General features: G+C 71.0%; 18 protein-coding genes. 10 read left to right on the top strand and 8 right to left on the bottom strand.

The window, feature by feature from the left end:
- The first annotated feature begins 8 nt into the window (after window positions 1-8).
- Entirely contained in the window at window positions 9-776 is a 768-nt protein-coding gene (locus tag ACH34Q_RS29815) for a hypothetical protein (RefSeq protein ID WP_395986413.1), read from the top strand.
- A gap of 226 nt (window positions 777-1002) precedes the next feature.
- On the opposite strand, the gene ACH34Q_RS29810 is transcribed toward ACH34Q_RS29815, so the two are convergent.
- Window positions 1003-1983 carry a hypothetical protein gene (locus ACH34Q_RS29810; RefSeq protein WP_395986412.1) on the bottom strand — a complete coding sequence of 327 codons (981 nt, stop codon included), beginning with the start codon at window positions 1981-1983 and terminating at the stop codon, window positions 1003-1005.
- Window positions 1984-2085: 102 nt separating this feature from the next.
- Between ACH34Q_RS29810 and ACH34Q_RS29805 the strand changes: the two genes are divergently transcribed.
- The gene (locus ACH34Q_RS29805) at window positions 2086-2754 is read left to right on the top strand and encodes a TetR/AcrR family transcriptional regulator (RefSeq protein WP_395986411.1); all 669 of its coding nucleotides are present in this window, start codon (window positions 2086-2088) and stop codon (window positions 2752-2754) included.
- Window positions 2755-3327: 573 nt separating this feature from the next.
- Entirely contained in the window at window positions 3328-5325 is a 1998-nt protein-coding gene (locus tag ACH34Q_RS29800; protein ID WP_395986410.1) for a histidine kinase, read from the top strand.
- A gap of 300 nt (window positions 5326-5625) precedes the next feature.
- Here ACH34Q_RS29800 and dapF read toward each other — a convergent pair whose 3' ends face one another.
- Window positions 5626-6456, bottom strand: coding sequence for a diaminopimelate epimerase (dapF, locus tag ACH34Q_RS29795; protein WP_395986409.1), 831 nt, complete (start codon window positions 6454-6456; stop codon window positions 5626-5628).
- Window positions 6457-6494: 38 nt separating this feature from the next.
- Complete coding sequence (gene miaA, locus ACH34Q_RS29790) at window positions 6495-7400, bottom strand: tRNA (adenosine(37)-N6)-dimethylallyltransferase MiaA (protein WP_395986408.1); 906 nt, start codon at window positions 7398-7400, stop codon at window positions 6495-6497.
- Window positions 7401-7518: 118 nt separating this feature from the next.
- Here miaA and ACH34Q_RS29785 point away from each other — a divergent pair, with 118 nt between their 5' ends.
- Complete coding sequence (locus ACH34Q_RS29785) at window positions 7519-7707, top strand: antitoxin (protein ID WP_395986407.1); 189 nt, start codon at window positions 7519-7521, stop codon at window positions 7705-7707.
- Between the two features lie 18 nt (window positions 7708-7725).
- Here ACH34Q_RS29785 and ACH34Q_RS29780 read toward each other — a convergent pair whose 3' ends face one another.
- Genes ACH34Q_RS29780 through ACH34Q_RS29770 form a run of 3 tightly spaced genes read right to left on the bottom strand, consistent with a single transcriptional unit; the run spans window position 7726 to window position 10215 of the window.
- Window positions 7726-8433 carry a class III extradiol dioxygenase subunit B-like domain-containing protein gene (locus tag ACH34Q_RS29780; RefSeq protein ID WP_395986406.1) on the bottom strand — a complete coding sequence of 236 codons (708 nt, stop codon included), beginning with the start codon at window positions 8431-8433 and terminating at the stop codon, window positions 7726-7728.
- 40 nt (window positions 8434-8473) lie between these two features.
- Complete coding sequence (gene miaB / locus ACH34Q_RS29775) at window positions 8474-10015, bottom strand: tRNA (N6-isopentenyl adenosine(37)-C2)-methylthiotransferase MiaB (RefSeq protein ID WP_395986405.1); 1542 nt, start codon at window positions 10013-10015, stop codon at window positions 8474-8476.
- 5 nt (window positions 10016-10020) lie between these two features.
- Window positions 10021-10215 carry a hypothetical protein gene (locus ACH34Q_RS29770; protein ID WP_395986404.1) on the bottom strand — a complete coding sequence of 65 codons (195 nt, stop codon included), beginning with the start codon at window positions 10213-10215 and terminating at the stop codon, window positions 10021-10023.
- A 73-nt stretch (window positions 10216-10288) separates the two neighbouring features.
- Here ACH34Q_RS29770 and ACH34Q_RS29765 point away from each other — a divergent pair, with 73 nt between their 5' ends.
- From ACH34Q_RS29765 to ACH34Q_RS29740, 6 genes are all read left to right on the top strand, one after another.
- Window positions 10289-11029 (top strand): amino acid ABC transporter ATP-binding protein, encoded by a 741-nt coding sequence (locus ACH34Q_RS29765; protein WP_395986504.1) that lies wholly within the window; start codon window positions 10289-10291, stop codon window positions 11027-11029.
- Between the two features lie 151 nt (window positions 11030-11180).
- Window positions 11181-12050 (top strand): glutamate ABC transporter substrate-binding protein, encoded by an 870-nt coding sequence (locus tag ACH34Q_RS29760; protein ID WP_395986403.1) that lies wholly within the window; start codon window positions 11181-11183, stop codon window positions 12048-12050.
- A gap of 89 nt (window positions 12051-12139) precedes the next feature.
- Window positions 12140-12841: an amino acid ABC transporter permease gene (locus ACH34Q_RS29755; protein WP_395986503.1), complete on the top strand. Its 702-nt coding sequence runs from the start codon at window positions 12140-12142 to the stop codon at window positions 12839-12841.
- Window positions 12838-13830, top strand: coding sequence for an amino acid ABC transporter permease (locus ACH34Q_RS29750; RefSeq protein WP_395986402.1), 993 nt, complete (start codon window positions 12838-12840; stop codon window positions 13828-13830). Before ACH34Q_RS29755 ends, ACH34Q_RS29750 begins: the two co-directional genes overlap by 4 nt.
- 78 nt (window positions 13831-13908) lie before the next feature.
- The gene (locus ACH34Q_RS29745; RefSeq protein ID WP_395986401.1) at window positions 13909-15078 is read left to right on the top strand and encodes an NAD(P)-binding domain-containing protein; all 1170 of its coding nucleotides are present in this window, start codon (window positions 13909-13911) and stop codon (window positions 15076-15078) included.
- Window positions 15079-15183: 105 nt separating this feature from the next.
- Window positions 15184-17148: a S9 family peptidase gene (locus ACH34Q_RS29740; protein ID WP_395986400.1), complete on the top strand. Its 1965-nt coding sequence runs from the start codon at window positions 15184-15186 to the stop codon at window positions 17146-17148.
- Window positions 17149-17356: 208 nt separating this feature from the next.
- On the opposite strand, the gene rny is transcribed toward ACH34Q_RS29740, so the two are convergent.
- Window positions 17357-18925: a ribonuclease Y gene (gene rny, locus ACH34Q_RS29735; protein WP_395986399.1), complete on the bottom strand. Its 1569-nt coding sequence runs from the start codon at window positions 18923-18925 to the stop codon at window positions 17357-17359.
- 440 nt (window positions 18926-19365) lie between these two features.
- Complete coding sequence (locus tag ACH34Q_RS29730; RefSeq protein ID WP_395986398.1) at window positions 19366-20880, bottom strand: RecX family transcriptional regulator; 1515 nt, start codon at window positions 20878-20880, stop codon at window positions 19366-19368.
- Window positions 20881-20995 lie beyond the last annotated feature (115 nt).

Genomic DNA, 20995 nt, shown 5'->3' with positions numbered 1-20995 from the left:
AGGTAGCCATGTCCAACAGGCCGATGCCGAACAGGCCGATGCCCAACCGGCCCATGCCGCCCAGGCCCATGCCGGGCAACAACCCCCGTTCCCACCGCCGCCACAAGAAGCGCGGCGCGGGCAAGCTCGGCATCGCCGGGGCCCTGGGCGGCGCGGTCGCCATGGCCGCCGTCGCCGCCGGCATCGTCATCTTCCGGCCGCCCGCCGGTGACGAGACCACGCCTCCGTCCTCGCTGTCCAGCCAGGAAGGCGGGCAGGGAAGCCTCCCCAGCACCCCGGCGCCCGCGGCAGGGCCCGTCCTCAGCATCACCACCCCCGAGGGATACGGGTACGGCCTCGCGGCGGTGAAGGCGGGAACGGACGGGCGACCCCCCGGCGGCCAGGCCGCGCCCGCGGGCACGACCTACGTGTACGCCGAGTACATCCTCACCAACAACCAGCGGCGCCCCGCGCTGCTGGACTACCCGGCCGACCTGTTCATGCCCCTGGCCCAGGTGCCCGACTCCTCGCGCGAACGCTGCATGCCGCAACCCGGCATCCCCGAGGACATGTGCACGCTGCCCAACACCAGCAAGGTCACGGCGCGCGTCGGCGGAGCCAAGCCTCCCATCAGCGAGGCCGGCGACACGCTGATCCCGGCAGGAGCGTCCTACCTGGTGCGCATCACCAGCGACTTCCCGGTGAAGGACGCCATCAAGCCCTCGGACCTGAAGCTGTTCGTGTGGAACGCCCGCTACACCAGCGACCGCAAGGGCATCGAACTCGCCTTCCCATAGCCAGCGTTTCAAAGCCCCGGCCCACGGTGCTCGCCTGGCGGCTCGCACCGTGACCGTGCCTTGTGCGAGCGCGGCATCGCTTCGCGATCTGGCCGGTGAGGCGAAGCCGAAGGCGAGCCTCACCGGCCAGGTAACGCGCTCGCGCGGTGGCTGAGGCCACTTTGAGACAAGCCCTAGCCTCGCCTTCTGCTGACTAGGACGCCCCCGGAAACGCTCTGGAGTGTGGTCAGGACACCAGGGCCGGCTCCCGTTCGGCCACCGGGGCGACCTCGCGACGCGTCCGCAGGCCGCCGATCCCGAGCAGGACCAGACCTGCCGCCGCCCACACCAGCAGGATGGTCAGCGGGCCCGCCGCTCCGGCGCCGTCGAAGAAGGCGACCGAGCGCAGCAGCGTCCCCGCCGCGCCGGGCGGGAGCAGCTGGCCGAGCTCGCCCCACGGCTGCGGCAGCATCTCCGGTGCCGAGGTGACACCCGACAGCGGGTTGCCCAGGAACATGAACATCGCCGCTCCCAGGCCGAGCCCGGCCCGACCCAGGGCCGCGGCGAGGCCGACGACCGGCGCGCTGACGGCCAGGATGGACAGCACCATCACGGAGGACACGGCCAGGTAGGAACCCGGCAGCACCGACAGCCAGCCCTGGGCCAGCCACGTCACGGCGAACCCGCCCACGAGCGAGAACAGCACCAGCCCGGCGGCGCGCGGCACGAGCTTGGGGATCGCGAGGGTCAGCAGCGCCGCCGCGGCGATGCTCGACATGACCAGGGGAAGCGCCAGCGCGCCGAAGCCCGCCCCGCGCGGGTCGTCCGGATCGCCGGCCACCACGTCCTGGACTGCGCCGGCCGGGGATCCGCCCGCGAGTTGCCCGCCGAGCTGGGTGAGCTGCTGCGCCACGACCGGCGACGCGCCAGAGGCGACCAGCACCTGGGGCCCTGCGGGCGTGCTGACGATCGCGCCGTACGCCTCGCGGTCGATCAGGGACCGCCGGGCCGCCGCCTCGTCGGCGACGGTCGTGACCTCGAACGCGCCGGGACGTTCGCGGTCCAGGCGGGCGGCGACGGCCGCGGCCTGAGGGCCCGCCGTCACGATCGGCACATCGTTCGGTGCGACCCGCGATGCGGGCCACGAGAAAGCGATGATCATGAGGAGCTGCAGTACGGCGGCGCCGAGGACGACGCCCGCGGCCCGCCGGGTCAGCGAGGAGTTCACTGTCGCCTCCAAAAAATCGGATGTCCGTTCTCTTTAGCGCTTCCAGCGTGACACCGGGCGTGGCGATTCGTCAAGAACGAACATTCGTTTTATATTGGGGCCATGCCACGAATGAGCGAAGAGCACCTGGAACGGCGCCGGCGGCAGATCCTGGACGCCGCCCGGGCCTGCTTCATCCGCAACGGCGTCCACGCGACGTCCATGCAGGACATCTTCGCCGAGGCCGGGCTGTCGGCGGGCGCCGTCTACCGCTACTTCAAGAGCAAGACCGACATCATCGAGGCCATCACCGGCACCGTGATCGGCGATCTGCACGTGTTCCTGGCCGAGCTCGTGGAGCACGACCCCGTCCTGCCGCTCGACGAGATGGTCGTGCGGATGACCGAGCGCGTCGTCAAGCTGTCCGGCCCGGAGGGCCCGATGCGGCTCGCTCCGCAGGCCTGGGCACTGGCGATGTACGACGCCGACCTGCGCCACTACGTCCAGCAGAACGTCGCCGGCCTGCGCGGGCACTGGATCGAGTACATGCGGCGCTGCGTGGCCGCGGGGCTGCTGCCCGCCGATACCGATACCGAGGCGGCGGGCAAGGCGATCTTCGGGATCCTGCCCGGCTTCCTGCTCCAGCGGCTCATCGTCGAAGACATCACGCCCGAGCAGCTCCGGACGGGCGTCCGGACGCTCATCCGGTCAAGCCTGATCACACCGGACGCCACGACACCGGCCGCCACAGCACCCGCCGCCACAGCACCGGGCGCCACGACCGGGTCCTGATCCCGCCGGGCCGTTCCGCCGTCAGCGGCGCGGCTTCGGCCCCGGCACCGGCGGTGTCCCGAGCCCGCCCCTTTGAAGGCTCGGTGGCCGCCACCGGCACCGTACCGAAACCATCACGATCAGACCGCCGCCGATGAGCACCGACGCCACCACCAGATGGCCGGTGCGGACCGGCCAACGGCAAGGCCCGAGCGGGTCCGGCGCGCGCCGGTGCCGCCCGGGGCGCGCGGACGGCCCCGCCAGGGCCTTGCCACCGGGCGGGTGGGTCGTGGTACCTCTTTGCCGTCGGCTCCCGCCGCTCCGGCCAGGGCCGGTACCTCCTGTCATCCCGCAGTCATCCCGCGATCAGAGCCCCCGCCACGCCGTGCATCCGCGCCCCTCCTCCTCCGCTCCGCCGGCACCGCCGGTCGCCAGACCAGCCCCGGCGCGCTCCGGCGCGCCCCCGCGAAAGCGCCGAAACCCGGCCAGTGTCGGCCTCCCCGAGTCCCGTTGTCCTGAGGCGGCCGACCCTTGAACGGCGGGATCACCACCGGGACGCTTTAACATTCCATTACTTTTGACGCGGGGAGAGCGATGGTGACCGAGGAGCGCGAGGGCCGGCCCGCCCGCTTCGCCGTGCCGCTGGCCCTTGCCGCGATCGGCGCCGTGCTCGCCGCACTGGTCGTCGGCCGGTGGCTGCCGGAGCCCCGGCGCCTGGTGTGGTGGCACCCGGAGATCGTGATCGCGCTCTTCTGGTCCCCGGTGGCCGCCCTGCTGCTGCGGCACCGGCCGCGGCTGCGCGTCGCGTGGCTGATGCTGGCGTGCGGGGTCAGCGCGGCGGTCTACGTGCTGGCGCTCAACCTCGGCCCGCTGTTCGAGATCAACGGCTGGCCGGGCACGGGCCTGCTGAACTGGCTCGGGGTCTGGCTGTGGGCGGTCGACACGTTCGGGCTCACCCTCGTGCTGCCGCTGATCTTCCCGGACGGCCGGCTCGTGTCGGCCTGGTTCCGGCCCGTCCTCGCCATGGCCTGCGCGGTACCGCTGATCGTCTGCGTCCACCTCACGATCGACCCCGACGCCCGCCGCTGGCACAACGGCGTCTCGGTCTACCCGTTCCAGGACATCCCGCTCGCGATCAGCGCGACCATCCTCGGGACGCTGGCGCTCGCCCTGCTCTCGGTGGTGCTGCGCTTCCTGCGGTCCTCGCCCGACGTGCGCCGGCAGATCGCCTGGGTCGTCTACCCCGGCGTCCTGGCCCAGGCGGTCATCTACGTGGGCGAGACCACCCCGATCGGCGATCCGTTCCGCAACCTGGTCATCGCGGCCATCCCGATCTGCATCGCGATCGCCATCACCCGGTACCGGCTGTACGACATCGACCTGGTCGTCAGCCGGACCCTGGTCTACGCCGGGCTGGTCGTGGTGATCACCGGGGTCTACTTCGCGCTGGTCGCGCTGGTCAGCAAGGTGGTGGCGCCGCACGGCCCGCTGAGCGGGCTGCTCGGCGCGATCGCCGCCGGCGCGGTGTTCGAGCCGGCCCGGCGGCGCCTGCAGCGGGCGGTGGACCGGCTGATCCACGGCGAGCGCGACCCGTACCGGATCGCCGACCGGCTCAACCGGCAGCTGCAGACCACCTCCGATCCGGCCGCCGCGCTGGCCACGGCCGTCTCGGTGGTGCGCGAGGCGCTGCGCGCGTCCGGGGTGCGGATCGAGGTCCTGGACCGGGACGGCCGGACGGCCACGATCAGCGAGGAGGGCCGGCTGGGCGACGCCCCGCAGCTGATCCCGCTGGTCTGGCACGGCGAGCCGGTCGGCCGGCTGCTGTTCGGCGTCCACCGGGCCCCGGACGCGCGGCTGGCCCAGGTCCTGGCCCGCAACCTGGCGGAGCTGACCAGCTCGGCCCGGCTGGCCGCCGACGTCCAGCGGTCCCGGGAACGGATCCTGCGGACCCGCGAGGAGGAGCGCCGCCGGCTGCGCCGCGACCTGCACGACGGCCTGGGCCCCACGCTGGCCAGCCTGGCCATGACGGTGGACGCGGCGCGCATCACGCTCAAGAGCGATCCCGCCGCGGTCGACGCGCTGCTGGAGGAGCTGCGCACCACGATGGGACGCACCATCGGCGACATCCGCGAGCTGGTGTACGGGTTGCGCCCGCCCGCGCTCGACGATCTCGGGCTGGCCGGCGCCATCAAGGCCCTGGGCGGCGTGGTGGCGACCGGGGACGGGCCCGCGGTGGACGTCCAGGTGGAAGGCGACCTCGACAAACTGCCCGCCGCCGCCGAGGTCGCCGCGTACCGGATCGTCCAGGAGGCCCTGACCAACGTGTACCGGCACGCCCAGGCAGGGAACGCCGTCGTACGGCTCTCGCTGAACGGCGACCTGCACGTGTGCGTGGGGGACGATGGTGTGGGCATGGCCGCCGACGCCCGTTCAGGGGTGGGGATGTCCTCGATGCAGGAACGGGCCACCGAGATCGGCGGATCCTGCACGGTGGGCCCGGGGCCGGAGGGCGGAACCGTGGTCCGTGCCAGGCTTCCGGTCAATATCAGCGGCAACGGCGGCCACAATGGCCATTCTCGGGAAGTCGCTTAACCCGATCATCTCGACCCGGGCCATCTCGACCCGTTCGCGTGGCGCGTTCGCTCGGCTTGGTCGGCGAGGCGCTGCGCTCCGGGGAGTGTGCCCTCCACTCGCTCTGGAGTGGAGGGCCGGTGGCCGCCCCCCGCCAAGAAGGAGCCACCGGCCCTCGGCACCACTCGGATCGGGGCTCCCATCCCGATCCGAGCGGGCCTTCACCAGAGGGTGTGCACTACTGAAGGTAGCGCCTTTCGGTCCCAATGGTCAGGGACACTCGTCCCGAGACTGCCGGGACGATGGCCGGTTCCGGCGGGTTCAGGGATTCCGCAGCCAGCCGGAGTGGATCTCGCCCTCGGCCACCAGCACGGCCGGACCGCGCAGGTGGCTGGTACGGCCGTCCAGCGTGACGATGACCCGGCCGCCCGGGACGTCCACCGTCCACTCCCCCCGCTCGGCGTCCGTGTCCCTCGCCGCCGCGGCGGCCACGGCCACCGTTCCGGTCCCGCAGGAACGGGTCTCGCCCGAGCCGCGCTCGAACACCCGCATCTCCACATGGCGCTCACCCACGGTGCGGAAGAACTCCACGTTCACGCCTTCGGGGAACACCGCCGGGTCGAAGACGGGCGCGCGCTCAAGGTCGAGTCCCACGACGGGCTCGGCGACAGGGCAGGCCAAGTGCGGATTGCCCATCGAAACGCGCGTGCCGGCGTAGGCCCGCCCCGCCAGGGACGCCTCGCCCGTACCCAGGTATTCGGGCGGCCCCATGTCGACGCTCACGTCCCCGGCCGCGCCGAGCGTCACCCTGCGCGATCCCGAACGGGTGGCGATGTCCCACTCCCCGGGGGCCGCGAGCCCGGCGTCGACGAGGTAGCGGGCGAAGACCCGGACACCGTTGCCGCACATCTCGGCGATGCCGCCGTCCGCGTTGCGGTAGTCCATGAACCACTCGGCCTCGCCGGCGAGCGCCTCGGCGGCCGGATCCCCGGCGGCCTTGGTCCGGACGACGCGCAGCACCCCGTCGGCCCCGATCCCGGCCCGCCGGTCGCACAGCCGCGCCACGGTCGCCGGCTCCAGTTCGAGGGCCCCGCCGGCATCCGGCAGGATCACGAAGTCGTTCTCGGTCCCATGCCCCTTGACAAACCGCATGCCACCGATCGTATTGCCCCGCCGGCCGTATCGCCCCGTCAGCGCACCAGCGCCAGCGACCGCTCCACCAGATCGGGCGCGTCGTACGGGAGCCAATGCACCCGGGGATCGCTCCGGAACCACGACTCCTGCCGCCGGGCGAACCGCCGCGTCGTACGGACCGTCTCCTCCTTGGCCCGCTCCTCGGTCCACTCCCCCGACAGGAACCGCAGCACTTGCGCGTACCCGAGCGCACGGCTCGCAGTGAGGCCGTCCCTGAGTTTCGCGTTCTCCGCCAGGGTGCGGACCTCGTCCACTAGGCCCGCCTCCCACATCCGCTCCACGCGCAGGGCGATCCGAGCGTCCAGCTCCTCACGGGGGATGGAGAGCCCGATCTGCACCGCGTCGTACCGGTAGCGGCGCTCCGGGAGGGTCGCGCTGAACGGCCGCCCGGTGATCTCGATGACCTCCAGGGCGCGGACGATGCGACGCCCGTTGGACGGCAGGATCGCCTCGGCCGCCTGGGGGTCGCGGGTCTGCAGCCGTTCGTGCAGGACCCCGGGCCCCGTCTGGGCCAGCTCTCCCTCCAGGCGAGCCCGGACTTCCGGGTCGGTACCGGGGAACTCCATGTGGTCGAGGGCCGCCCGTACGTACAGCCCGGACCCGCCCACCAGTACGGGGACGCGGCCCTGGGCTCGTACACGCTCGATGGTCTCGGCGCTGAGCCGCTGGTACTCCGCCACGCTGGCGGTGACGGTCACGTCCCAGACGTCCAGCAGATGATGGGGAACGCCGCGCATCTCGGCCTCGGACAGCTTCGCGGTGCCGATGTCCATGCCGCGGTACAGCTGCATCGAGTCGGCGTTGACCGCGTCGCCGTTCAGCCGCAGCGCCAGCTCGACGGCGAGATCGGACTTGCCGGCCGCGGTCGGCCCCACGACGGCGATGACGTCTTTGCTGGTCACTGGCCCACTTCTGGTGACGGAACCGGCGGAACGGGTAGGGATCCGATCGTAAGGGGCGTCCGGCGCCTTCCCAAGGGTGCCGCGGACGCCGCGGGACGAGGGATCCGGGGGGAAACAGATGTCCATCGTCGACAAGGTGAAGGAAATGCTCGGCCAGCACGGGGACAAGGCCCGTCAGGGTGTCGAGAAGGGCGGCGACATGGTCGACCGGAAGACCGGCGGCAAGTACGCCAAGCACGTCGACAAGGGCCAGGAGAAGGCCGGCGACTACATCGACCGCAACAGGCAGCAGGGCGGCGGCGCCTGAGCTCGCAGAGGCGTGGGCTCACTGTGCGGTGAGCCCGTTCCAGGTTGCGACGAAATAGCCGACGCCATAAGGGGCCTCGTAGGCCAGGAGCTCGGCTTCGTAGCCCTGTGCAGGGTCCTGTGCCGCGTCCTGTGCGGCGCCTGCCAGAACCTGCCATGCCGCGCGTCCGGCGGCCTGGAGCTCTTGGGAGACCATGGGGTCCAGGTCGCGCAGGGCGTGAGCATCGCCTCGCCCTAGTGCTTCCGTCACTAGGGCGTCGTACGGCTCGGCACGTGGGTCCAGATAGCCCGGCGCCTTCTCGGACAGGCACGCCGACCCGTCCCCCATCACCAAGAGCGCGACCCGTTCGGCCGACTCGGCGAGCTCGCGCCCTAGCTTCAGGCAATCTTCGGCAGGGGTGTCGTACGCCACCGACTGGAAACGGGCATCCTCGCCCTTGAGAAGCCAGCTGCCGATCGTCAGCGACAGCGGAAGCACCGGCCCGTCCACCGGCTCGTCGCCCAAGCCGTAGGGGCGGAGGGAACCCACCGCCTCTGGGCCATGGGCGCGCGTCGCGATATCGCCCCCCACCACGTACAGCACGCCGTCCGTACCGACGGCGGCCTTGAGCCGTCGCACGGCCACCTCACAGGCGGCGCGCAGGCCGTCCAGCTCGTGCGCGGCCTCCCCGGCCATCTCCGGGACCAGCAGGGGCGGATGCGGGCAGACCGCCGCGAAGATCAGCATGGCCCGTGGCGGTAAGGCGTGTGGCGGGAAGACACGGGGCTCACTGGTCGATCGAGCATCCGGACTCGGCCACCGGGGCGGGGGCGGGGCGGCCGATGCCGGGCATGCCAAGCGTCACGCCTTGTGGCGCGGCCGGCTTGCCTTGGCGCGCCTCCCAGGCGTCCCCGGCACGCGTACGGCGGACCTCCTCGGCCGGCTTGTCGGCCACCAGGTGGTGGGGCGCCGCGTAGGTGACCTCGACCGTGACCATGTCGCCAGGACGTACGGGCTCCTCGGGCACCTGGAAGTGCACCAGCCGGTTGTCGCGCGCGCGCCCTGACAGGCGCCGTGTGGCGCCGTCCTTGCGGCCCTCGCCCTCGGCGACCAGAACCTCCAGCTTGCGGCCGAGCTGCTTCTTGTTCTCCTCCCAGGAGACCTGCTCCTGGAGGGCCACCAGGCGCTCGTACCGCTCCTGCACGACCTTCTTGGGCAGCTGGCCGTCCATAGTGGCGGCCGGGGTGCCGGGACGCTTGGAGTACTGGAACGTGAACGCGCTGGCGAACCGCGCCTCGCGCACCACGTGCAGGGTCTGCTCGAAGTCCTCCTCGGTCTCCCCGGGGAAACCGACGATGATGTCGGTGGTGATGGCCGCGTCCGGGATGGCGGCGCGGACCTTGTCGATGATGCCGAGGAAGCGTTCCTGCCGGTACGAGCGGCGCATGGCCTTCAGCACCGGATCGGAGCCCGACTGCAGGGGCATGTGCAGCGAGGGCATCACGTTGGGCGTCTCGGCCATGGCGGCGATGACGTCGTCGGTGAAGTCCTTGGGGTGCGGGGAGGTGAAGCGGACCCGTTCCAGGCCCTCCACGTCACCACAGGCCCGCAGCAGCCCAGCGAAAGCGGACTGGCCCCCGGCCGTCATGTCGCGTACCTCCTGCGGGGCGGTCGCGAGAGCACCGAAGCCCGAGCCGTAGGCGTTGACGTTCTGGCCCAGCAGCGTGATCTCCAGGACCCCGTCCGCGACCAGCGCCTCCACCTCGGCCAGCACCTCGCCCGGGCGGCGGTCGCGCTCCTTGCCCCGCAGCGCCGGCACGATGCAGAACGTGCAGGTGTTGTTGCAGCCCACCGAGATCGACACCCAGGCCGCGTACGGGGACTCGCGGCGCGTCGGCAGCGTCGAGGGGAAGGTCACCAGGGACTCTTCGATCTCGATCTGCGCCTCGTCCTGGATCCGGGCCCGGTCCAGGAGGGCGGGCAGCGACCCGATGTTGTGCGTCCCGAAGACCACGTCCACCCAGGGCGCCCGCTTGACGATGGTGTCGCGGTCCTTCTGCGCCAGGCACCCGCCGACGGCGATCTGCATGCCCGGATGGCCGTCCTTGACCGGGCGCAAGTGGCCGAGGTTGCCGTAGAGCTTGTTGTCGGCGTTCTCCCGTACGGCACAGGTGTTGAAGACGATGATGTCCGGCTCGTCCTCCCCCGCGCGCACGTAGCCGGCGTCCTCCAGCAGGCCGGAGAGCCGTTCCGAGTCGTGGACGTTCATCTGGCACCCGTAGGTACGGATCTCGTACGTGCGGGTACCGGTCTCCAGGGGCGCATTCATGACAGTCACCAAGGGTACGCGCAGGGGACCGGCAGCGTGTACGCGATCACGCCCGGCGACGTCCCGCAGGTCCCGCCGGTCAACGGGCTTCCCAGCGGCTCGCCGGTGCCCATCGTGCCGCCGACGTGGGGATTCGTGATCGGATCGGTACCGCTCCGAGAGTCGCCGGTGAACGACGATGACGTAAAGTCCCGCTCCATGACGGACAGCGGAGACGAGGTCGAGATCACCACCGGGGTCACCAAGGGCGAGGCCCGGGACGACGACGGCCCGATGGGCCCGCCCCTCGTCGAGGTCAAGCGCGTCAACAAGCACTACGGCGAGCTGCACGTGCTCAGGGACATCGACCTCACCGTGGACCGCGGTGAGGTGGTGGTGGTGATCGGGCCGTCGGGCGGCGGCAAGTCGACCCTGTGCCGGTCGATCAACCGGCTGGAGCCGATCGACGACGGCGTCATCAGGGTGGACGGCAAGGAACTGCCCAAGGAGGGCCGCGAGCTGGCCAGGCTCAGGGCCGACGTGGGCATGGTGTTCCAGTCGTTCAACCTGTTCGCGCACAAGACGATCCTGGACAACGTCACTCTCGGCCCCATCAAGGTGCGCGGGAGCGGCAAGCAGGAGGCCGAGAAGCACGCCATGGAGCTGCTGGACCGGGTCGGGATCGCCAACCAGGCCCAGAAGTACCCCGCCCAGCTCTCGGGCGGCCAGCAGCAGCGCGCCGCCATCGCCCGGTCGCTGGCCATGAAGCCCAAGGTGATGCTCTTCGACGAGCCCACCTCGGCGCTGGACCCCGAGATGGTCAACGAGGTCCTCGACGTCATGACCGGGCTGGCCAGGGACGGCATGACCATGATCGTGGTGACCCACGAGATGGGCTTCGCCCGGCGGGCGGCGCAGAAGGTCGTGTTCATGGCCGACGGCCAGATCGTCGAAGAGAACACACCCGACGAGTTCTTCACCAACGCGCGCACCGAACGTGCCAGGGACTTCCTTTCCAAGATCCTTACGCACTGACCGGCCGCGCACCGATCGAACGTCCTGATCCATCGAACGTCCTGATCACCCCACCTGAGAACCAGGCGGAAACCCACGCATGAGCCCCGGCCCCGCGAGAACGGCCCCGCGCAGGAACGGCTCCGGCACAAAAGCAGAGGGAGAACCAGCAATGCGAGTACGTCGTATGAGCGCCGCCATCGGTGCGGCGGCCGCGCTTGCCCTGGCCCTGACGGCCTGTGGCGCCGACACCGAGAAGACCGAGGCCAAGTCGGTGGCGCAGAAGGTCAAGGACAGCAAGAAGATCACGGTCGGGATCAAGTTCGACCAGCCCGCACTCGGCCTGAAGAAGCCCGACGGCACGTTCGAGGGCTTCGACGCCGACGTCGCGCGCTACATCGCCAAGGAGCTGGGCGCCCCCGAGAACGGGATCACGTTCAAGGAGGCCCGCTCGGAGAACCGCGAGTCCTTCCTGGGCGGCGGCCAGGTCGACCTGGTCATCGCCACGTACTCCATCACGGACGCGCGCAAGAAGCAGGTCACCTACGGCGGCCCGTACTACGTCGCGCACCAGGACACGATGGTCCGTGCCGATGAGAACGACATCAAGAAGACCGAGGACCTCAAGGGCAAGAAGCTCTGCAAGGCCGCCGGTTCCAACTCGTTCCGCCGCGTCACCGAGGGCCCGCCGGACGGCAAGCTGGCCATCAAGGGCGTGGAGCTCGTGGACGCCTCCAGCTACTCCGAGTGCGTCGCCAAGCTCGGCGCCGGCGCGCTGGACGCGGTCAGCACCGACGACCTGATCCTGGCCGGGTTCGCCAGCCAGCAGAAGGGCAAGTTCAAGGTGATCAACTCGCCGTTCACCGACGAGAAGTACGGCGTCGGGATCAAGAAGGGCGACACCGAGACCTGCGAGGCCGTCAACAAGGCGGTCACCAAGATGTACCAGGACGGCACCGCCAAGACCCTGCTCGACAAGCACTTCGCGGGCACCGGACTCAAGCCCACCACCACCGTCCCGCAGTTCGAGGGCTGCGCCTGATCTCAGGCTGAAGCCCGCCAGGCCGGCGCGCTCCCCGGTAGACCCGTCCCGGGGAGCGCGTCGGTGTGGCCCTGACCCGCTGGAACGCCATGGAACAGCTACTCGACCTGTTTGACTTCGGCCCGTTCTTCGACAACTTCGACGCCATCCTGGACGGCTTCTGGGCGACCATCCGGCTGGCGGCGGCGTCGGCGATCCTCTCGCTCATCATCGGCACGGTCCTGGTGGCCTTCAGGGTCTCCCCGGTGCCGGTGCTGGCGAAGGTCGGCACCGCGTACGTCAACATCGTGCGCAACACGCCGCTCACCCTCGTCCTGCTGATGTGCAGCCTGGCGCTCAACGACACCCTGAGCCTGAAATGGTCGAGCGACTCCGGCACCAGCTACTACTGGTGGGCCGTCATCGGTCTTTCCGGCTACACCGGCGCCTTCGTCTGCGAAGCGCTGCGGTCGGGCATCAACACGGTCCCGCTCGGCCAGGCCGAGGCCGCGCGCTCGATCGGGCTCACATTCACCCAGTCGCTTCGCATCATCATCCTTCCGCAGGCGTTCCGCGCGGTGATCGCGCCGCTCGGCAGCATCCTCATCGCCATGATCAAGAACACCACGGTGGCGGCCGCCGCCAGCTACGCGGAGACGGCCGTCGTCATGAAGGGCCTGATGGACCTGCCGTCATTCACCAGCGGTGCGCTGCCGCTGTTCATCGGCGTCGCGGTGGGCTTCATGATCTTGACCCTGCCGACCGGCTTCTTCTTCGGCTGGCTGGCCAAGCGGACGGCGGTGGCGCGATGAGCCAGGAAGCGAACGTCCTGTTCGACGCGCCTGGCCCCCGGGCCCGGAAGCGCAACAACATCCTAACCGTGGTGTCAGCGCTGGCACTGCTGGCCGTGATCGTGGCACTGGTCTTGCGGCTCGACCAGAAGGGCCAGCTCGACGCGAAGCTCTGGAAGCCGTTCCTCCAGGCCGACGTGTGGACGAACCTGATCCTGCCGGGCCTGTGGAACACGCTGAAGGCCGCCGCGGTGGCTTCGGTTCTGGCCATCCTGTTCGGCATCGTCTTCGGCCTGGCCCGGCTGTCGGACCACCGGTGGATCCGGGTACCGGCGGGCGCGGTGGTGGAGTTCTTCCGGGCCATCCCGCTGCTGATCCTGATCTTCCTGGCCTTCTTCGTGCCGAACAAGATCAGCCCAGTGATCGCCGAGACCGGGCTGGGTACGTTCCAGCGGATGCTGGTGGACACCTTCGGCGGGATGTTCGGGGTGGAAATCAACGCCGGCGTGGTGACCGTCCCGGCGTTCGCCGCCGTGGTGTTCGGGCTGGTGCTCTACAACGGCTCGGTGCTGGCCGAGGTCGTCCGCGCGGGCGTCAACTCGATCCCCAAGGGCCAGTCGGAGGCCGCGTACTCGATCGGGCTGCGCAAGAACGGCGTGATGCGGCTGGTGCTGCTGCCGCAGGCGATCACGGTCATGATGCCCGCGATCGTGAGCCAGCTGGTGGTGCTGCTCAAGGACACCGCGCTGGGCTTCATCATCGCCTACCCCGAACTGCTGCAGGCCGGGTTCAAGCAGGTCCCGCCGAACTTCGGCAACAACCTGCTGCAGGCCGGCGTGGTCGTCGCGATCATCTACATCTCGATCAACATGGTGGTGAGCGGCGTGGCGAACTGGCTGGAGCGGCGCAGCCGCCGCAGCCGCAAGACGTCCGCCAAGTCGATCACCACCGCGAGCGGCGCGCCGCCCGCGGTGGGCATGTCGCTCTCGGAGCCGGGCGGTAAGGGCTGAGCAGGACCGTCCCCTGTCACTGAAGGGGCTTGGCCGAAGGGGCCGCCGGGAATCCGGCGGCCCCTTCCGCTCGTTGCCGTGGACGTGACTTACGACGTGGCGATCATCGGGGCCGGGCAGGCGGGATTGTCGGCGGGCTACTTCCTGCGGAGGGCGGGCCTGGACTTCGTCATGTTCGACCACGCTCCCCTTCCTGGGGGCGCCTGGCAGTACCGCTGGCCAACGCTGACGCTAGGCGCGACGCACAACATCCATGACCTGCCAGGGATGCCCATGGGCGAACGCGACGCGTCCCGGCCCGCCTCCGAAGTGGTGTCCGAATACTTCGACCGCTACGAGCGCGAGTTCGGCCTGGACGTCCGTCGTCCCGTGGACGTGACCGCCGTCCGCAACGCAACCGAGCCACTGGCCGTGCGTCCGGACAGGCCGGAGCCGACATTGGACCGGGACGCGGCAGAGCTGGTGGTGGACCGGAACGATCCAGAGCTGGTGATGGACCCGACGGGGTCAGGGCTGGTGGTGGAGACGTCAGAGGGCGACTACGCCGCGCGGACATTGATCAACGCGTCCGGCACCTGGGATCGCCCCTTCGTGCCGTACTACCCCGGGCAGGGGACGTTCCGTGGCCGCCAGTTCCACACCGCCGGATACCGGGGACCGGACGACTTCGCCGGCGCGCGCGTCGTGGTCGTCGGCGGCGGTGCCTCCGCCACGCAGGCCCTCATGGAGATCGCTGAGAAGGCCGCAGAGACCACATGGGTCACACGGCGCCCTCCAGTGTGGATCGAGGGTCCGTTCGACCAGGAGAGCGGCCGTCAGGCCGTCGCCCGTGTCGAGGACCGCGTACGGCGCGGGCTCCCGCCCGGCAGCGTGGTCGGCGCCACTGGCCTCGTCCTCACCCCCGAGATCCGCGCCGCCCGCGAGAGCGGCGTCCTGCACCGGCTCCCGATGTTCGAACGCCTCACGCCCACCGGCGTCGCCTGGGCCGACGGCACCGCGATCGAGGCCGACGTCGTCCTGTGGGCCACCGGATTCCGCGCCGCGCTCGACCATCTGGCGCCGCTGCGGCTGCGCGGACCCGGCGGCGGCATCCGGATGGACGGCACCAGCGTCGCCGGCGATCCCCGCGTTCACCTGCTGGGATACGGCCCGTCCGCCAGCACCATCGGAGCCGGGCGGGCCGCCCGTACCGCCGTCCGCGACATTAAGGCCCTCCTGGCCCCGCTCCCCCTGGCCTCTGGGGCCTGACCGATTCCCCACCGGCTGCGGTCGGTTGCGAACGGGTTGTATCTTTCCGAGGTCAACTGCCCCGTCATGGCCCCAACCGATCCCTGTATGCGGGACGATTCCCATATGACCGCTCGCGCGACCCTTCCCTACGGCTCCTGGCCCTCTCCGATATCCGCCGCCGACGTCGCCCGCGCCCGGCTGCGCCTCAGTTTCCCCACCGTGCACAACAGCGACGTGTGGTGGCAGGAGACACGGCCGGAAGAAGGCGGCCGGACCACGGTCATCCATCTCCAGGGCGGTCACCGTACCGAGCTCCTGCCGGCGCCGTGGGACGCCCGTACCCGCGTGCACGAGTACGGAGGCCGGTCCTACCTGACCGTCCGTACCGGCGACGGACACGCGATCGTGTTCTCCAACTACGAGGACCAGCGGCTGCACCGGCTCGACCCCGGCGATCCCAAGCCCCGGCCCCTGACGCCCGAGCCCGCCATCCCCGGGGGCCTGCGCTACGCCGACTACGTGCTCTCCCCCGATGGCGGCGAGATCTGGTGCGTATGCGAGGGCCACACCCCCGAAGGGATCCGGCGCGCCATCGTCGCCGTTCCGCTGGACGGCAGTGCCGCCGCGGACGCCTCGGCCATCCGCGAGCTGGTCACCGGCGCCGACTTCTACGCGGGCCCCGTCCCCTCCCCCAGCGGCGGTCACCTCGCCTGGGTGCAGTGGAACCACCCCCGGATGCCCTGGGACGGCACCGAGATCCGCGTGGCGGCGTTCGAGGACGGCCAGGTGGTCGCGCCCCGTACGGTCAAGGGCGGCCTCACCGAGTCGGCCCTCGCCCCCCTGTGGCGCGACGACAGCTCCCTGTACGTCATCTCCGACTGGCCCGGCTGGTGGAACATCTACCAGGTCGGCCTGCACGGTGAGTCGCCCCAGGCCCTCTACCCCGCGGAAGAGGAGTTCGCCGGTGCCCTGTGGCAGCTCGGCGGCATGCCGTACGCCCTGCTCGAAGACGGCCGCCTGGCCGTCCTGCACGGTGAGGGCGACCAGGTCCTCGGCATCGTCGACCCCGAGACCCTGGAGCTGATCGACCTCGAGGTCCCGTACGACGACTGGCAGCTGTCGCTGTCCGCGCACGGCTCCACCATCGTGGGCATCGCGGGGGGCACCACCGTTCCGGCCTCGGTCGTGCGCATCGACACCACCACGGGCCGGGTCGAGGGCCTGCGGCGCGAGCTGGCCGAGCTGCCCGACATCGCCTACCTGCCCAAGCCGCGCACCGAGCAGCTGGAAGGGCCGTTCGGACGGCCCGTGCACGCCTACGTGTACCCGCCGTCCAACCCGGAGTACACCGGGGCCGAAGGCGAGCTGCCCCCGTACGTCGTCTTCGTGCACGGCGGCCCCACGTCGCGCGTCTCCCGGTCGCTCAGCCTCGAACGCGCCTACTTCACCAGCCGCGGGGTCGGCGTCATCGACGTCAACTACGGCGGCTCCACCGGCTACGGCCGCGCGTACCGCGAGCGCCTGCGCCGCCAGTGGGGCGTCGTCGACGTCGAGGACGCCATGGCCGCCGCCCAGGCCCTCGTGGACGGCGGCATCGCCGACCCCCAGCGCCTGGCCATCCGGGGCGGCAGCGCCGGAGGCTGGACGACCCTGGCCGCCGTCACCCAGACCGACCTGTTCAAGGCCGCCACGAGCTACTTCGGCATCAGCGACCTGCAGAGCTTCGCCGAGGGTACGCACGACTTCGAGTCCCGCTATCTGTTCGGCCTGATCGGCCCGCTGCCCGGATTCGAGCGCGCGTACGAGGAGCGCTCGCCCCTCAACCGCGCCGACGAGACCGCCTGCCCCGTCCTGCTCCTGCAGGGGCTGGACGACCCGGTCGTACCGCCGGACCAGTCCGAGCGCTTCGCGCTGGCCCTGGCCGCCAAGAAGACCCCCTACGCGTACCTGACGTTCGACGGCGAATCCCACGGCTTCCGCCGCGCCGAGACCGTCATCGCGTCCCTGGAGGCCGAGCTCGCCTTCTACGGCCAGACCCTCGGCTTCCAGCCCCGAGGAGTAGATCCCATCGACCTGGCCGTCGGCTGACCGCAGGGTGAAGCCGCAGTGGCGCTCGCGGAACACGCGCCCACTGCGGCACCCGCGGCCGGGTGATCGGCGGGCAGGGTGATCAGCGGCCGGACGGTCAGCGGGCGGTCGGTCAGCGGGCGCGGGCGGAGGGTCAGCGGGCGGTCGGTCAGCGGGCGAAGCGTCAGCGGGCGGTCGGTCAGCGGGCGAAGCGTCAGCGGGCGGTCGGTCAGCGGGCGAACTCGATGGCGCGGGACTCCCGGACGACCGTGACCCGGATCTGGCCCGGGTAGGTCAGCTCGCCCTCGACCTGCTTGGCGATGTCCCGGGCGATCACCTGTGCCTGGATGTCGTCGACCGAGTCGGGCTTGACCATCACCCGGATCTCCCGGCCGGCCTGCATCGCGAAGACCTTCTCCACGCCCTCGTGCTGCTCGCGGGCGATCTCCTCCAGCCGCTCCAGCCGCTTGACGTACGCCTCCAGCGACTCGCGGCGCGCGCCGGGACGGCTCCCGCTGATCGCGTCGGCGGCCTGGGTGAGCACCGCCTCGACCGTACGGACCTCGACCTCGTTGTGGTGCGCCTCGATCGCGTGCACCACGTCCTCGTGCTCGCCGTACCGCCGGGCGATCTCGGCGCCGATCAGCGCGTGGCTGCCCTCGACCTCGTGGGTCAGCGCCTTGCCGATGTCGTGCAGCAGGGTGCACCGCTTGGCCAGCTCCACCGGCAGCCGCAGCTCGCTCGCCATGATCCCGGCGAGATGGGCCGACTCGATCAGATGCTTGAGCACGTTCTGCCCGTACGAGGTGCGGTAGCGCAGCCTGCCCAGCAGCGTGACCAGCTCCGGGTGCATCTCGGCGATCCCCAGCTCGACCAGGGCGTCCTCGCCGGCCCGCACGCACAGCTGCTCGACGTCGCCGCGGCTGCGCTCGTAGACCTCCTCGATCCGCTGCGGATGGATCCGGCCGTCCAGCACCAGCTTCTCCAGCGTCAGCCGCCCGACCTCGCGGCGCACCGGGTCGAAGCAGCTGAGCAGCACCGCCTCCGGCGTGTCATCGATGATCAGGTTGACCCCGGTGGTGGACTCGAACGCCCTGATGTTGCGGCCCTCGCGGCCGATGATGCGGCCCTTCATCTCGTCGCCGGGCAGATGCAGCACCGACACCACCGATTCGGCGGTCTGCTCGCTCGCCACCCGCTGGATGGCCAGCGTCACGATCTTGCGGGCGCGCTTGTCGCCCTCCTGCCGCGCCGCGTTCTCGATCTCCCGGGTGATCGGGACGGCCTCCCGCTTGGCCTGGTTCTCCAGGGCCGCGACCAGCTCGGACTTGGCCTCCTCGGCGGTCAGCCCGGCGGTACGTTCCAGGACCTGGCGGCGTTCGTCCGCCAGGTTCCCGAGCTCCTGACGGCGCTCCTCCAGTGAGCGCTTGGACTCGGCGAGCCGCCCGGACCACTCCTCGAGCCGCCGCACCTCGGCGTCCAGGCGCTGCTCGCGCTCGGCCAGCCGGGTCTCCCTGCGCTCCAGGTCCTCGCGCAGGGTGCGCAGATCCTCCCGTACGGCGCGGGCCTCCTCGTCGAGCTCGCTCCGCGCGGCACTACCGAGCTGCCGGGCCCGCGTCTCGGCCTTGGCGAGGATCTCCTGGGCGGCGGCCTCGGCGCCGGCCGTGATCTCGGCGGCGTCCCGCTCGGCCTGGCCACGCTCGTCCTTGCCGGACCCGGCGGGCCGCCGCAGGAGCATGATGACGAGAGCGACCAGGGTCACCAGTAGCGCGGCACCCAACAGGACGCTCTCGGCCATGGGGCAGACCCTTCCTCGCCCGCGGGCCCCGTCGGAGGTCGAGGCCCTGCTCTGCGAGGATTACCCGCGTCCCGGCGGATCGGCGCACGCCGCGGCACACCCGGCGGGTACGGGGCGGCGCCCGGGCGGCGTGCTACCGCGCCCGGTGACCACGGCCCCTCCACCGAGGTCGGCCAAACGTCTGTCCTCTGTGCCTCTCAGCTGCGTGAACGTGCTCGGTCGTATCGCAATCCGCAGTGCGCGGAGTAACTCCTCACTGCCGTAACGGTAAGCGGCGGGGAGGTAATGAGCAAGCAAACGCCGGGCATTCCGGGCTAACCGAACGCCTGCGTGAGAAACCCCTTACCGCTCCCGCGACACACCCGACCTGTGTGATCGCAGTCAGAACCCGGCACCCCCGGCGTCAGGATCGTCCGTCATTCCCCGGCGTGTCGCAGTGATCAGTCCAGCTCGGGCATCTCCTCGACTTCCTCGCCCTCCTCCGCGAGCACCTCCTTGACGACCCGGTACGCCAGGCCCGGCGAGTACCCCTTGCGGGCCAGCACCCCGACCAGCCGCCGCGTCCGCTTGTTGGGATCGAGGCCGCGCGTCGCCGCCGCCTTCCGCGCGATCAACCGCCGCGCGGTCTGCTCCTCCTGGTCGGGATCAAGGCTCTCCACTGCGTCGTTCACCGTCTCCTCAGCGACTCCACGCCGCCGTAGCTCTACCGCCAGTGCCCGCTTGGCCAGCCCGCGCCCGTTATGCCGCGACTCCACCCACGCTTGCGCGAATGCCTCATCGTCGATCAGCCCGACATCGGTGAATCTGCCCAGCACCCGCTCGGCGACATCGTCGGGGATCTCCTTCCGCCGCAGTAGATCGGCCAGCTGCGACCGGGTCCGGGCCGCCATCGCGAGCGACCGCAGGCAGATGTCCCGCGCCCGCCGCTCCGGATCACGCTCCTCGGCCTCCGCCCGCTTGCGCCGTCCCTTCCCTCCACTCCGGGAGCCCCGACCCCCGCCCCACTCCCGTCCCGAACCCGGCCCTGATCCCGATTCCGACTCCGGACTCGAACCCGCCTCCGGCTCGGGGTCCCGCTCCTGGCTTGACCCCGACTCGGCGCCCTGCCCCACCGGCGGGCTCCATTCCAGCCTCGGCTCCGCCTCCGGGCTCGGCTCCACCTCCGGGCTCGGCTCCACCTGCGGGCTCGGCTCCGGCTCCGGCTCCGGGGTCAGCATCCGCGTGAGCTCCGAGTCCGATTCCCACTCGGGCTCCGAGTTCGGCTCCGCCTTCAGCACGTGCTCCGGCTCCGGACCCTGCTCGTGGCCCGACTCCACCTCGTGGCCCGGCTCCAGACTCGGCTCCGCATCCGGTTCCGGACTCGGGATCTCCTCCGGTCTCGGCCCCGGACTCAGCGGCCGCTCTCCCGCCGGCTCTGAATCCGGGCTGGGCTCAGGGCCCGCTGCCTCAGGACTCAGGCTGGGCCCTGCTTCGGGGCCTGGCTGCTCTCGCCCTGGGCTCGGGAACGGCTCGTCGCCGAGGTCCTGGCGCGCCTGCCGCCTCTTTGCGGCACGGCCCGCTGGTGCCTTCGTACGCTTGCCGGAAGGCGACTCGGCGTTGGCCGGACGCTCCTCGGCCGCCTGGGCGGCGGGCGTTTCAGCGTGCCCGGATGCTTGGGGCGGGGGTTGGCTTCCTCCGCCCGGGGTGGACTGCGTCGCCACCCCGGTGGAGGAGCTTGAGGTCTCCTTGGCGGCGGTCGCGTCGGGTGCCTTTGGGCGCGTGCCGATGTCGGGACGTTCGGCCGGCTGGTCCTCCGGCGTCGTCCAGGCGCTGCGGGACCATTCGGTGGCGAACGGGTTGGGGGGTGGAGGCTCGTCGAGAGCGGACCACGGGTTGTCTCGTACGGGGGGTTCCGGGTCGTCTTCGGTGAACCAGGGGTTGGCCGTACGGGGGGCCGGGTCGTCGCGCCGGGTCATCGGTCCGGTCTCCGGGGAGCGGCGGCGCCACAGGGGAAGATCCGCGCACCGGTCATCCGGTGCCGGGTCGGGCGCCGCCGCCCTGCATACGAGATCATTCCTCAACCTTCGTCAA

This window comes from Actinomadura sp. 9N407, assembly GCF_044326315.1.
In the GTDB taxonomy this organism is placed as follows: domain Bacteria; phylum Actinomycetota; class Actinomycetes; order Streptosporangiales; family Streptosporangiaceae; genus Spirillospora.
Note: the sequence above shows the minus strand (reverse complement) of the source record. Positions and strands in the feature narration are given on the sequence as shown.

What these genes read in the sequence shown, in the direction of transcription:
- ACH34Q_RS29755 (WP_395986503.1), top strand. Translation starts at nt 12,140, where the DNA reads ATGGAACAGCTACTCGACCTGTTTGACTTCGGCCCGTTCTTCGACAAC.
- ACH34Q_RS29780 (WP_395986406.1), bottom strand. Translation starts at nt 8,433, where the DNA reads ATGCTGATCTTCGCGGCGGTCTGCCCGCATCCGCCCCTGCTGGTCCCG.
- miaB (WP_395986405.1), bottom strand. Translation starts at nt 10,015, where the DNA reads ATGAATGCGCCCCTGGAGACCGGTACCCGCACGTACGAGATCCGTACC.
- ACH34Q_RS29760 (WP_395986403.1), top strand. Translation starts at nt 11,181, where the DNA reads ATGCGAGTACGTCGTATGAGCGCCGCCATCGGTGCGGCGGCCGCGCTT.
- ACH34Q_RS29740 (WP_395986400.1), top strand. Translation starts at nt 15,184, where the DNA reads ATGACCGCTCGCGCGACCCTTCCCTACGGCTCCTGGCCCTCTCCGATA.
- ACH34Q_RS29785 (WP_395986407.1), top strand. Translation starts at nt 7,519, where the DNA reads ATGTCCATCGTCGACAAGGTGAAGGAAATGCTCGGCCAGCACGGGGAC.
- ACH34Q_RS29730 (WP_395986398.1), bottom strand. Translation starts at nt 20,880, where the DNA reads ATGACCCGGCGCGACGACCCGGCCCCCCGTACGGCCAACCCCTGGTTC.
- ACH34Q_RS29805 (WP_395986411.1), top strand. Translation starts at nt 2,086, where the DNA reads ATGCCACGAATGAGCGAAGAGCACCTGGAACGGCGCCGGCGGCAGATC.
- ACH34Q_RS29770 (WP_395986404.1), bottom strand. Translation starts at nt 10,215, where the DNA reads ATGGAGCGGGACTTTACGTCATCGTCGTTCACCGGCGACTCTCGGAGC.
- rny (WP_395986399.1), bottom strand. Translation starts at nt 18,925, where the DNA reads ATGGCCGAGAGCGTCCTGTTGGGTGCCGCGCTACTGGTGACCCTGGTC.
- ACH34Q_RS29800 (WP_395986410.1), top strand. Translation starts at nt 3,328, where the DNA reads ATGGTGACCGAGGAGCGCGAGGGCCGGCCCGCCCGCTTCGCCGTGCCG.
- ACH34Q_RS29765 (WP_395986504.1), top strand. Translation starts at nt 10,289, where the DNA reads ATGGGCCCGCCCCTCGTCGAGGTCAAGCGCGTCAACAAGCACTACGGC.
- ACH34Q_RS29750 (WP_395986402.1), top strand. Translation starts at nt 12,838, where the DNA reads ATGAGCCAGGAAGCGAACGTCCTGTTCGACGCGCCTGGCCCCCGGGCC.
- ACH34Q_RS29815 (WP_395986413.1), top strand. Translation starts at nt 9, where the DNA reads ATGTCCAACAGGCCGATGCCGAACAGGCCGATGCCCAACCGGCCCATG.
- dapF (WP_395986409.1), bottom strand. Translation starts at nt 6,456, where the DNA reads ATGCGGTTTGTCAAGGGGCATGGGACCGAGAACGACTTCGTGATCCTG.